The sequence below is a fragment of the Microbacterium sp. H83 genome (genome assembly GCF_001650405.1).
Lineage (GTDB): Bacteria > Actinomycetota > Actinomycetes > Actinomycetales > Microbacteriaceae > Microbacterium.
In genome coordinates this window covers 13,474-25,566 of record NZ_LWCU01000011.1, presented here as the reverse complement: position 1 = coordinate 25,566, position 12,093 = coordinate 13,474, and the positions used below count along the sequence as shown (strand labels likewise).

The window sequence follows — 12,093 nt, the reverse complement described above, 5'->3', positions numbered from 1 at the left end:
TCGACGACGGGGTGCGGGTGGCTGAGGAAGCCATGACCAGCTTCGCGAACCACAACCGCTCCTACGAGGAGTGGTGGGCCGAGCTCTCTCCCATGCTCACCAACGACGCCCTGCTGGCCTACGAGGGCACAAACCCCGCCAGGGTTCGCCCCTCCCAGGTCACGGGCCCCGGTGTCGTCGCCAGTGCCCCGAACTTCAATCAGATGAGCGTGCTCGTGCCCACCGACATCGGCCAGTACACGATCGAACTCATCCGTCAGGGAGACGGACACGGGAACGGCACACCATCCTGGTTCGTGGACCGCCTCACTCCCCCGGCGGATCTGGGATGAAGGGCGCAGCCGCCGCCGTTTGCGGTGTCATCTGCATCCCGCTCATCGCGATCTTCGTCCTCATCGCCACGTCGTGCTCTTCCCTCCCCGGGGGGAAGTTCCCCACGATCGACTACGAGGTGAACATCGAGAACCTGCCCGTCGACGAGGTCGGCACCTGGAAGGGCGAGCAGCTGGTCAACGCGGCGATCATCATGAACGCCGCCACGGAGCTGAAGCTGCCCGTCAAGGCGCAGGTCATCGGCGTGATGACTGCTATGGGCGAATCGTCGCTGATCAACCTCAACCACGACGACGACGCCACCAACCCGGACGGCTCTATCGCGGACGGTGGCGGTCTCTTCCAGCAGCAGGTGTCCCAAGGGTGGGGAACCTGGGAGGAAGTCACGGATCCGGCGACGGCATCCCGCACCTTCCTGACCCGGCTGGCAGAGGTCGCCGGGTGGGAATCGATGGAGCCGAGCATTGCCGCCCACAAGGTGCAGGGCAACGACGACCCGTACCACTACGAGAAGTTCTATGAGGACGCCGTCGACGTCGCCGCCGCTCTCGCGGAAGTGAACATCGACCCCGGTAACGGGGCAGAAGCAGCCCAGTGCGCGAACCCGATCGGCAATAACGGCAACTTCCCGCCCGGGAAGAATCCCCCCGGCCAGTGGGGCGGTTTCGAGAACGGCCGCATCGACGAGAGCCTGCTCGCCCCCATTCCTTGGGCGCCGAACTACACCCTGCGCGGTGACGCCGTCGCCAACCTGATCGCGATGAACAACGCCTTCCGGGCGGAGTTCGGCTATGACCTGCCCATCAACGACGGGTACCGGGATTACGCCGGCCAGGTCGAGGCCAAAGCGATCTACGGGGATGAGGCCGCCGAGCCTGGCACCTCCAACCACGGATGGGCGCTCGCTATCGACGTCGGCGACCGCAGCCATTATCGGCTGAGATTCTCTCACCCGATCTACCTGTGGTTGAAAGCCAACGCCCCCCGCTACGGCTGGGTGCACCCCGATTGGGCCGAACCCGGCGGACCAGGTCCCGACGAAGCCTGGCACTGGGAATTCTGGGGCATTGAGGAGACCATCCCCGCATGAGCGACATCGATCTGACCACCGTTCCCCCCTACCCCGTCTACCGCCTCGAGGTCGACGCCGAGGGCGCCGTCACTCTCGACGGTGTACCCATCGCCACCGGCGAGGGTGCCACCGATGCGGCGATCGACCACGTCGCCGGCATCCTGCAGGCCGACGGACACGACGCTGTCCGCGTCATCGCCGCCACCCCCGACGGCACAGACCGGATGGTCGTCGAAGCTGACGGCACCACACACGTCATCGTCGACCAGGTGCACGACGGCAAAATGGCGATCGGCAACCGGCGCGTCAGTCGACGCGCTGTCATCGCCTCGATCGTCACCGTCGCCGGCCTCGTCGTCATCGGCGCAGCCACGCCGGTCGCGATCGCACTGACGAGGCCTGCACCGACGCCGACGGCCACCATCGCGCCGCCGCCCGGTGTCGGAGAACAGCTCGCCGTCCTCTCTCCTCCCGGATACGACCAGACGGCAGCGTGGGCCGTGCCGATCCGCTCCAACACCGAACCCACCTTCCTCCCGGACGGACGTGTCGCGGTCACCACCGAAGCCGGAGATCTCCGGCTTCTGGATCCCGACACCGGAAAGACGGTCTGGAAAGGCAACGGCTCCCCTCGTGGAGGCGCGCAGCTCGCGGCCACCACAATCGGCGGATACGAGGTCCTCGCGACCTCGCGCTCCAACGCCCTCACCGTCTGGCCGCTCTACGTCGAAGACAGCACAGTCGACTCCGTCGACTACGACCTCCCCCGCGGTGCCGACGTAAGTTTCCTCGGTACCGAACCGCTGATCGTCCTCCCCGATCAGACCGTGGGCTTCGTCACCGCTGACGGCATCACCCGACAGGACATCCCCGTCACCGCTCGCCCCGTGATGACCACCGACGCCGGCGTGATCGCCGTCGACGACACCACGATCTACACCATCACCGTCGACGGCGACGTGTCCGAGACCCCGTACACCCGCCCCGACGGGACCACCGAGCTCAGTAACGTCTCCGCAGCCGACGCCACCACCCTCATCGCCGTGTGGAGCACCGAAGGGCAGCAGAGCATCGTCGCGGCCGTCGACGTCGCCACGGGAGAAACCCTCTCCCAGGCCGAAACCCGCACGAGCGGCATCCGCAGTGACTCCGTGCCGCTGCACGCGATCGACGGGACCACCCTCACCTACGGCAACGTCTGGATCCGGTACGGCACCAATCCCAGCGTTCAACCGCTCGGCAACCTCACGCCCACCGCAATCACTGGCACCATTGTGTACGGGACAGCCAGCCGTCAAGCTAGCTGGACCAACGTCAGCGATGACCAGCCACAGGTGACCCCGTTCACTACCCGAGAACTCCCGCTCGACCCGATAGCACCCAGCGGGATCACCACCGAGATGGCCTGGATCGTCGCAGACAAAGTCGAAACCACCTACCTGTACGCCCTCCCTCGACGAACCGGCCCTGGCGACCCGACCGCCACGCCCGCACCCTAAAGGATGCTGAGCCGCATGCCTGCTACCCCAAATCTCTTTGACGACGCCGTCAACCTGGTGCGCAACCGCGCACACCTCCGCGTGGTCGAGTACATCCGCGAGAACCCCGGTGCGTACCTCTCCGACATCCTCGCCGGCACCGACACTCCCCGAGGATCTCTGGGCCGCGTCCTGCGTACCCTCGTCGAGCTCGACGTCGTCACCATCGATGTGCCGCCCGAGAAGCGCGGCACCGGGCGCAACTTTCGCTACACCGTCAACGAGACCCGCGTCCGCCAGATTCTCGCCGCGCTGCACGCCGAACTCCTCGGAGAGTAGCGGTGCGTGCCGCCTGCGAGATTGCAAACCTTCTGCAAGCTTGCAGTTAACCTGCCTGCTTGATAGCCTCAGAACCGGCTACGGCAGACTTGGCAGATGCCTCGCTACGCATCTCCCGATCAGCCGCTGCCTCCTGAACCAGCGAGGGCGGTCAAAGTGTTTGGTGCGAACCCCATCCGAGCGGCCATCGTGCGGCTCCTAGCGACCAACCCCGAGCCCATGACGACAGGCGAAATCGAGAAGGCCCTCGGCGGCGCCTCGCACCGCACGATCTTCAACCACGTGCGCGAGCTTGAAGCTGATGGCATTGTCACCTCGGACGCACGCGACGACCGCAACGGGCAGCGGGTCAGATACGCAGCCGATCGCGAGGCGATCCGCCGCGAACTCCGCGAGTACTCGAAGTACCTCCTCGGAGAGCCCCTGACGGGCGACGACGCCAGCTGAGATGCCGGGTTTCAAGTACGGGTTGAAGGCCCGGAGTGTCGCGCCGGTGTTAACCCTGACCTTGGGGTTAACTGACTGCATGGCTGACGAAAAGAAGCGGCGGACCTACCGCCGTCCCAGAGGGACGATGGTACAGCCGACCAACCTTGGCTACGAGGTCGAGCTCACCAGCAAGAAGCGCTGGGAAGCGCTCGCGCAGGAACTCGAGATCTCGCCGTCGGAGCTGTTCGACCTCATGGTCGAGCACCTTCCGCTCGACGCCTATGGGCGTCCCACCTGGTTCCCCGAACGGCCACTCAAAGACGGGATGCTGCGCGTGCCAGCCGCTTAACGAAAGAACCCGCCGCATGTGCGGCGGGTTTCTCCCAAGTATTTCGACCCGTAGATGTTTGGCGACGGACACGGATCGAGAAGTGAAGAACCGGAGGGTACCGGGGCTTCGTCATGCGCTACCTCGAAAGGAGTTGACCCCATCATAACGCCACTTGACGCAGATTTCCATGCCGTCTTAGACGCGACACGCCGCGGGGTGTCCTCCGATTGGGGGACACCGGAGTCTGCCTGGGATCTCACCGTGTCGCTGTCCCAGCTCACGCGTCGACGCAGCGTCCGCGTCGACGTCCGCGACGCGCACGGCGACTTCACGAACAGCTACACCGCCACCTACCCGTCCGACAGCACCGCTGCCCCTGACGGCCCCTGGGCCCTCCCCCTCACCGACACCGCCGGCGGATTCCGGTACCTGTGCTTCGACCTGGACGCCAAGGGCGGAAACCCGGCGAAAGATGCTCGCCGACTGACCCGGTGGCTCGACGAGCTCGCGATCGCGTATCTCGTCTGCGAGTCCGGCCCCTCTGGCGGCCGCCACGTCTGGATCGCGCTCACCGCGCCCGCTGACGCTGGCACCGTGAACCAGCTCGCGCGCCGAGCGCGGACCGTTCTGCCCTCTCTGGATCTCTCGCCGCTCACGAACCCCGCGACCGGTGCGGTTCGGCCGCCGCTGTCGCCACACCGCGCGGGCGGGCACTCCCGTCCCCTGGGACCGGTCGAGGTGCTGTTGAGGCCCACCACGACCCCGCAGCGCCTCCAGGACCTGGACGTGTGGCTGGACGAGGAAGGCGTGGAGCTGCCGCCGGCAGCACAGGCCACCCGTCCCCGCGACGTCGACGCTGACGCCGACGGGCACCCCTACCTCGCCGGCGAACGCCGCGACCTGTCCCCCCGCATCCGGGAGATCCTCGCCGCTCCCCCGGCCGCGGACACCTCCGCCACCATGGCGCAGATCTTCCTCGCGGCCGCGAACGCCCGCTGGCGCCGCGCCGACGTCGCCGCGCTCGCACGCACCGCCCCCGCGCTCGAGCACGCACGCACACGCCGCCACGTCGGCACCCGCGTGCCGCGCACCGAGGCGGGACAGCGACACGTCATCGATGGGGCCTGGCGAATGGCCGTCTACTACGCCGCCGCAAACCCCTCTAACGGTCAGGGCGACGACCCCACCTTCCCTCAGCGAGAAAATCACGTCGTCGCAGCCCTCACACGCGTCCAGGAGCGCGCTGACGCGCTCCCCGGTATGTGGGGAGCCGACCGCGGCTCCACGGCCCACAGGGCCGCACGAGGCTCCACGGCGCACCGCGCCATTCTCGACGCCCTCTGCCTGTACATGGCACAAGCCGTCTCACTCGATATCGAGGCTGACATCCGCCGTCTGGCACTGGAGACCGGCTGGTGCCGCCAGACAGCCCACAACGCCCTCCGCGCGCTGCAGGACGCCGGCTGGATCCGGCGCACCGCCCAGGCCGAAGGCGAGCACGGGGCTCGGTACACCCTCTCCGAAAAGTTCTCCACAGATCCTCACGAACCCGATTTGTCACAAGGGCGTATGCCCCCCGCCCGCACCGCCCTCCTCCGTGAGCTGACCCTGAGAACTACCGCACTCAACCAGGACATCTACGCAGCTCCCGGCTCTCTCGGACGTGCCGCCGGCTACCTCCACCTCCAACTGCTGCCCGGAGGTTCCTGGACTGTGGCAGATCTCACCCTCCGCACCGGATTCACCGCTGCCTCCGTCCGCCGTCTGCTGCACCGTCTGCACAGCCACGGACTCGTCCGCCTCGTCGACGGCTCCTGGACGGCGGCCAAGGACGTCGACCCGCAGCCGATCGCTGTCCGCCTCTTCGTCGACGGGTACCTGGCCGATCGCGCGAGGCGGTACGACGTCGAGCGGATCGTGTGGGCGAAGTGGCGGCTGATCATGCATGAGGAGCACCAGGCGCATCGCAAGAGGCGTCGAGGCCGACGCGCTCACCCGAGCGCTCTGCAGCTGCCCGGTCAGTCTGTCCACGAACGCGTGGGATACCCACGCGGACCGAACCAGCGGTACGACCACAAGACCGCACGTCGACTCGAAGCGGCCCGGCTCAACGCGCGCGACCTGGCCACGTTCCTCGAGGCGCAGCTCACCGGATGACCCGAACGGCTCTCCCAGCTCGAGGCGAGGGCTACGCCCTCGTGGAGGCCGGACGCACGCGGCCGCTGTCTGGCGCCGGTGGCGCCACATTTTCGCCATAGAGCCTGTGGCATTGTGCGGTCGGTCAGCCCCGAGCGCGAGAGCTTTCGCGGCATATCCTCCCTCGCTGCGCTCAGTCCGGTATTCCACGGTCTCTCGCGCTCAGAACAGCCCTCCCTAGTCGGCACGGAGTGCCTCCACGGCGAAAAAACGTGGGGGAGGAAGAGAAGACGGGCCGAGGCCCTCTCGCTCCGCTAGGGCAAGGGCCGAGGGCCCCTGCACCCGAATATCGGACACCAGTCCAGAAAGAAGGTCACCATGAGCGCTACCCGGCTCGACGCATCCACCACATTCTGCGACACCTTCGCAAACGCCGACCTGGCCCGAGAGACGGCCATGAGCCTGAACTGTGGCGAAGTCGACGCTCTAGCCACGCTGCTCGAAGCGCACGGCTACCCCGCATCCGCCGACTACTGGGTGCAGTGCCACAGCGAAGGACACGACGAAGGAGACGAAGAACACCCTAGACAGCATTGACCAACTAGACTATACTGATAGTAACAACACGGCAGACCAACGGGACTTACCACCCCACATGAACAAGGAGCACAGTATGACCACTGCAACAGCATCCGCCGGAGTCCTCGAACTTATCGACCCGCAGACCATCGACGTGGCGACCAACGTCCGCACGGCGGCAGAGGCAAGCCTGGACAAGGAATTCCTTGACAGCGTGAGCGCGAACGGCGTTCTTGTCCCCATCGTCGCAACCCGCGATGAGAACGGCGTGCACGTCCGCTACGGCCAGCGCCGCACCCTCGCCGCTCAGCAGGTCGGCCTACCGAGCGTGCCCGTCTACATCGTCGAGGCCGACGCCGCCGACGACGCGCAGCGCATCGTGGAACAGCTGGTGGAGAACGACCAGCGCCAGGCACTCACCGACGGCGACCGCATCCAGGCATACAAGGCCCTGGAACTCGAAGGACTCTCCGTCACCGCGATCGCCAAGCGCACCGGCACGAAGCGAGACAAGATCAAGACGGGCCTGACGGTCGCGGCCAGCGAAACCGGAACCCGCCTGATCGCGGAAACCGGAATGACCCTGGACCAGGCCGCAACACTGATCGAGTTCGAAGACGCCCCCGACGTCGTCGCAACGCTGACCCGGATCGCAAACGAGGAGCCGGGATACTTCCCCCACGCCGTCCAGCGCGCCCGCGACGAGCGCGCCACCGCTCAGGCCCGGGAAGCAGGCGAACAGGTCGAAGCCGCCAAAGGCCACCGCATCCTCTCCGAAGCCCCCGCATGGGACGCCCGCACCCCCTACCGCCTCGGTGACCTCCGCACGAGCGAGGGCGAGCGGGTGAGCGTAGACGAGATCCAGGGGAAAGACGGCGTGGCCGTCTACGTGCTCGGACAGCGCGACGGAAACCACCAGGTGAACTACTACGTCGACGAGCCGGAAGCCCTCGGTTACACCGTCGTCGACGACGGCATGGGCCGCAAGGCCGGACCGATGACCGACGAGGAGAAGGCAGAGCGCAAGCAGCTGATCGCCAACAACAAGGACTGGGACGCCGCCGAGAGCGTGCGCCGGGAATGGCTCGCCCAGTTCCTCGGGCGCAAGACGCTCCCCAAGGACTCCGCACAAGTCATCGCCCGAAGCCTCACCGAAGCGCGCTACCTGGTCGCCGGGGAACTGAGCGGGAACGCCCTCGCGGCCGACCTTCTCGGCGTCGAGCCGGTATCGGGCTACTACGGCGACCGGTTCGCGGACTTCCTCACCGCGCACCCGACCAAGGCGGGCCACGTCACCCTGGCAATCGTCCTCGGCGGCATCGAGGCCAGCACCGGGCGCACCACCTGGCGGAGTCCGCGACCGGAGACGGCACACTACCTGCAGACCCTCGCAGGCTGGGGCTACACCCTCTCCCCCGTCGAGCAGATCGCCGCCACGGTCGAGAGCACCGACACCCCGTAGTGAGACTCGGTGGGGTGGGTCACAGGCCCGCCCCGCCCTAACCAGGAGGCACCCATGAGCACCCGCATTCTCGTCACCTACAAGGGCGAAACCGGATATCTCCACAGCGAAACCGGGATCGATCTGCGCACCCGCTACGGCGTCACATTCGACGAGACCCGCACCGGCACCTACCGCACCCGCGCACGAGCGCAGCGCGTCGCCGACAAGATCGCCCACCGATTCGACCGCGTCGAGCTCGAAGACATCGAAGACCACTCAGACACAGACTAGACAGCATTGACCAACTAGACTATACTGAAAGTAACAACACGGCAGACCACCGGGACTAACCACCCCACATGAACAAGGAGCACACGCCATGCTGACGATCACCCACACGCATGAAGCCGGAACCATCATCGAGGGAACCGCCAAGGGCGACGGAACCGCCACAATCCTCAAGGCCAACCGCTGGCGCTGGGGCCGGAGCATCGGCGCATGGTTCGTCCCGAACAGCCGCGACCGGCTCCCCCAAGATCACATCATCACCCGCACCGCCGCCGCGCTGGAGGCCGCAGGGTTCGAGCTGGCACCACTGGAGATCGACCGCACGACCCGGCGCACCGCCGAAGTCGAGGCCGCGAAGATCGCCCGCCAGGCCGACCGCGCTGCAGCACTCGACGCCAAGGCCGAGCGGAAGGCCGCGAACTCAGACGCCGCATGGGAGAAGCACATGCGCGACGTGGGAAGCCTGCCCGAGGGCGGCGAGCCGATCAAGGTGGGCCACCACTCCGAGCGCCGCCACCGCAACGCGATCGACAAGGCGCACAAAAGCATGCGGCGCAGCATCGACGCCCACAACGACGCCGAGGAAGCCGCCCGCCGCGCCGACGCAGCGGCCGCAACGACCGACGCCCGCTACAACCCGGTGACCGTGGCCAACCGCATCGAGAAGATCGGCGCTGATATCCGCCGCTACGAGCGCCAGATCATCGCTGACGTGTACGACCCGGAGAAGGGCTACCGCCCCGCGACCGACGAGCAGAAGGCCAAGAGGGCAAAGCACTACGCGCCCAAGCTCGACGAGCTGCGCGACCAGCTCGCCTACTGGGAGCAGGTACGCGCCGACCAGATCGCCACCGGCACGGCCACCGGCTACAGCCGCGACACGATCGCCAAAGGTGACGCCGTGAAGATCCGCGGCCACTGGGCCAAGGTCGCCCGCGTCAACGCCAAGACGGTCAGCGTCGAGACGCCCTACAGCTGGACCGACCGCGCACCATACGCCGAGATCCAGGACCACCAGCCCGCCGCCTGACGCAGTCAGGCCCGGTTCCCCAATGGGGAAGCCGGGCCTGACATCAACACGGCGACCGGTTACCACACCGGAAGCACACCGTAATTCTACAGCCGCACAGGCCCGCCGTGCCCCTATCGGGGCGCGAGGGGAGCAACCCCCTCGCACTCCCCCGTCGGGGCCGCTACGCGGCCAGGAGTGGCCCTCGCGGGCCACCAGGCTCTAAGAGCTTCGGGCATCGTTCCTGCCGCTCCATCATTGCCGCCGCGGTCCTACACACAAGCCCCTGCGGGGCCGGCTCCTCCAAGATTTTCGCCACGCGGTCGCTACGCTCCCTCACATCGCAACGAAATTCTCTCCCCCCACCGCCTAGCGGTTGTGTTCCGGCCCTGCTGCTGCGGCACTGCTCCGCTTATCAGGAACGAGCCAGCGAATTGATCGAGAAAGGACAAGGGACATGATCGAGAACGAGCTGCGGGTGTACAGTAAGCCGAACTGCGTCCAGTGCAACGCCACGTATAGGGCGCTCGACGCCAAGAACATTCCCTATCGCGTCGTGGACCTCAGCGAGGACGACGCTGCGCTCGAGTACGTCAAGGAACTCGGCTACGCACAGGCGCCCGTCGTGGTCGTCGACGACGAGGATCACTGGAGCGGTTTCCGTCCTGATCACATCGAGCGCGTCGCCGCTCACATGGGCTGAGCGATGGACGAGGAGCAGAGAGACGAGCGCGGCCCGGTGTCGTGGGAGTCCTTCAACTGGATGCGGCAAGAGATCATCCGGCTCACCAGCGAGAACGCGCAGCTGCAGCGGGACGTTGACCTTTGGCAGTGGCAGGCGAATCACTGGTACATGAAGGCCAACTACTCCCCCGAGCAGCTCGCGGAGTTTGCACGCAAGCGGGCTCAGCTCGACGTGCCGACTGATGACGCACCAGAGTGACCAGAAAACACGTGATATGAACTAGACCACATTGACCAACTAGGCTAGACTGACAGTAACAACACGGCGGACCAACACCACCAACCACAAGGAGCAGAACCCATGTCGACCATCACCTTCGCCGGCAACCTCACCGCGGATCCCGAGCTGCGCTACACGCAGAACGGCCGCCCCGTGGTCCACTTCACCATCATCGAGAACCGACAGCGCCGAACGCCCGACGGAGGATTCGAAGACGCCGAGCCCAACGCGTTCCGCGTCGAAGCCTGGGGTGAGCAGGCCGAGAACGTCGCGGCCTCGTCCCACAAGGGAGATCGACTGACGATCGAGGGACGCATCGAAACCAACCGGTGGACCGATAAGGGCACCGAGCAGGAGCGCACCGCGCAGCAGGTCACCGCCGTTGAGGTGGGATTCAGCCTCAAGTACCACACGGTCACCGCGAAGAAGGCCGAGCGCAAGACCGCAGCGGGGGAGCAGGGCAATCAGAGCGACCAGGCCGGCTCATGGGAAGTCGCCGACATCCCCAACAGCGACACCCCGTTCTGAACCCCGCCTGAGACGAAGGAGAAAACATGATTGTTCAAGGATTCCTGGCTTGGGGCATCTGGGCCTGGGTGCTGATCGTCGTCGGCTGGCTCGTGCTCTGCGGGCTGGTGACCGTGATCATCGTTGGTATCTACAGGCTGCGGGAACTGATCAAGGAGCTGCGCGACGCTAAGGCGGAAGAAGACGCCCGTCCCGAACGCTCCGCACCCCGCGCGAACCTCATCCAGTGGGCAGGCCACGAAGACACCCGCGATCGGATCATGGACTACGCCGACCGCAAGAAGGTGTCCGTCAACACGGCGCTGATCGAGACCGTGCAGCGCGGCATCGACCAGCTCGACCCTCAGGGAGACTCCAAGTGACCGTCTACACGCTCGCGATCCTCAAGGGAGGATCGGGCAAGACCACGACATCCGCAGACCTCGCGGCGGCACTCGTCGCCATGGGGCGGCGCGTGCTGGCAATCGACCTCGACCAGCAGGGCAACCTCACCAAGCGCCTCGGCGTGACCGAAGACACGGAGTTGTCGGCGGTCGCAGCTGACGTGCTGGTCGGGGAAGCATCCGCGCTCGAGGCGGCCGTCCCGTCGCCGAGCGTGCCGGGTGTGAGCATTCTCGTCGGAAGCCAGGACCTCGCCTCTCTAGACCAGCGGCCCGAGATCATCACCTCGCTGCGCGACATGCCGGAGCTCGCCGACCACTGGGATGACGTCGTAATCGACACCCCGCCGGCATTGGGCCTCCTCACCCTCTCTGCCCTTGCAGCTGCAGACGTCGTGATCGCACCCGTCGAATGCGCGACCGAAGCGTATGACCAGCTCGGCAAGCTCAATGAATTCGTGGCGCAGCGCGTCGCACCCCGGCTGCACGTCGGGCAGCGCATCCACTGGATCGTCCCCACCAAGTACCGCCACGGGCGGCTGATCGATCGAGAAGTCGTCGAAGTGCTTACCGAGCAGTTCCCCGGCCGCATCACCAGCCCCGTCCGCGAGGCAGTAGCCGCCAAAGACGCCTACACCGACGGCAAGCCCGTCAGCGTTTACGCGCCGGGCTCTGCGATCGCCGAGGACTACGCCCAGGCGCTCGCACCGATCATCGGGACTCCCATTCCCGCGCGAAAGACCGCACCACCCGTGCCCGTCACCGCCTGACAAACAAAACAGC

The 12,093-nt window shown here is 66.4% G+C and carries 16 protein-coding genes; all 16 read left to right on the top strand.

The features are described from left to right. The first annotated feature begins 17 nt into the window (after positions 1–17). The 16 genes from A4X16_RS05705 (at position 18) to A4X16_RS05635 (ending at position 12,080) form a co-directional block, all read left to right on the top strand. Positions 18–332 carry a hypothetical protein gene (locus tag A4X16_RS05705; protein WP_181800771.1) on the top strand — a complete coding sequence of 105 codons (315 nt, stop codon included), beginning with the start codon at positions 18–20 and terminating at the stop codon, positions 330–332. Beyond that, positions 329–1,423 carry a M15 family metallopeptidase gene (locus A4X16_RS05700; RefSeq protein ID WP_067117737.1) on the top strand — a complete coding sequence of 365 codons (1,095 nt, stop codon included), beginning with the start codon at positions 329–331 and terminating at the stop codon, positions 1,421–1,423. Before A4X16_RS05705 ends, A4X16_RS05700 begins: the two co-directional genes overlap by 4 nt. Beyond that, positions 1,420–2,904, top strand: coding sequence for a PQQ-binding-like beta-propeller repeat protein (locus tag A4X16_RS05695; RefSeq protein WP_067117734.1), 1,485 nt, complete (start codon positions 1,420–1,422; stop codon positions 2,902–2,904). Before A4X16_RS05700 ends, A4X16_RS05695 begins: the two co-directional genes overlap by 4 nt. A gap of 15 nt (positions 2,905–2,919) precedes the next feature. Next, a complete protein-coding gene (locus A4X16_RS05690) occupies positions 2,920–3,222 on the top strand; it encodes a helix-turn-helix domain-containing protein (RefSeq protein ID WP_137772176.1) in 303 nt (100 codons plus the stop codon). A 96-nt stretch (positions 3,223–3,318) separates the two neighbouring features. Next, complete coding sequence (locus A4X16_RS18400) at positions 3,319–3,669, top strand: ArsR/SmtB family transcription factor (protein ID WP_067117729.1); 351 nt, start codon at positions 3,319–3,321, stop codon at positions 3,667–3,669. A gap of 79 nt (positions 3,670–3,748) precedes the next feature. Continuing rightward, a complete protein-coding gene (locus A4X16_RS05680) occupies positions 3,749–4,000 on the top strand; it encodes a hypothetical protein (RefSeq protein ID WP_067117872.1) in 252 nt (83 codons plus the stop codon). A gap of 243 nt (positions 4,001–4,243) precedes the next feature. After that, entirely contained in the window at positions 4,244–6,139 is a 1,896-nt protein-coding gene (locus A4X16_RS05675; protein ID WP_067117726.1) for a helix-turn-helix domain-containing protein, read from the top strand. A gap of 357 nt (positions 6,140–6,496) precedes the next feature. Then, positions 6,497–6,715: a hypothetical protein gene (locus A4X16_RS17740; protein ID WP_113681848.1), complete on the top strand. Its 219-nt coding sequence runs from the start codon at positions 6,497–6,499 to the stop codon at positions 6,713–6,715. A 76-nt stretch (positions 6,716–6,791) separates the two neighbouring features. Then, complete coding sequence (locus tag A4X16_RS05670) at positions 6,792–8,159, top strand: ParB/RepB/Spo0J family partition protein (RefSeq protein ID WP_067117723.1); 1,368 nt, start codon at positions 6,792–6,794, stop codon at positions 8,157–8,159. Between the two features lie 54 nt (positions 8,160–8,213). Beyond that, complete coding sequence (locus tag A4X16_RS05665; protein ID WP_067117720.1) at positions 8,214–8,432, top strand: hypothetical protein; 219 nt, start codon at positions 8,214–8,216, stop codon at positions 8,430–8,432. A gap of 88 nt (positions 8,433–8,520) precedes the next feature. Next, complete coding sequence (locus tag A4X16_RS05660; protein WP_067117717.1) at positions 8,521–9,459, top strand: DUF3560 domain-containing protein; 939 nt, start codon at positions 8,521–8,523, stop codon at positions 9,457–9,459. A 436-nt stretch (positions 9,460–9,895) separates the two neighbouring features. Continuing rightward, positions 9,896–10,141, top strand: coding sequence for a glutaredoxin-like protein NrdH (gene nrdH, locus A4X16_RS05655; protein WP_067117713.1), 246 nt, complete (start codon positions 9,896–9,898; stop codon positions 10,139–10,141). Between the two features lie 3 nt (positions 10,142–10,144). Continuing rightward, positions 10,145–10,381 carry a hypothetical protein gene (locus A4X16_RS05650; protein ID WP_067117711.1) on the top strand — a complete coding sequence of 79 codons (237 nt, stop codon included), beginning with the start codon at positions 10,145–10,147 and terminating at the stop codon, positions 10,379–10,381. Between the two features lie 102 nt (positions 10,382–10,483). Further along, the gene (locus A4X16_RS05645) at positions 10,484–10,930 is read left to right on the top strand and encodes a single-stranded DNA-binding protein (protein ID WP_067117708.1); all 447 of its coding nucleotides are present in this window, start codon (positions 10,484–10,486) and stop codon (positions 10,928–10,930) included. Positions 10,931–10,956: 26 nt separating this feature from the next. Then, the gene (locus A4X16_RS18040) at positions 10,957–11,292 is read left to right on the top strand and encodes a hypothetical protein (RefSeq protein WP_171011028.1); all 336 of its coding nucleotides are present in this window, start codon (positions 10,957–10,959) and stop codon (positions 11,290–11,292) included. Further along, positions 11,289–12,080, top strand: coding sequence for a ParA family protein (locus tag A4X16_RS05635; protein WP_067117702.1), 792 nt, complete (start codon positions 11,289–11,291; stop codon positions 12,078–12,080). The genes A4X16_RS18040 and A4X16_RS05635 overlap by 4 nt, the downstream gene beginning before the upstream one ends. The last annotated feature ends 13 nt before the right edge of the window (positions 12,081–12,093 follow it).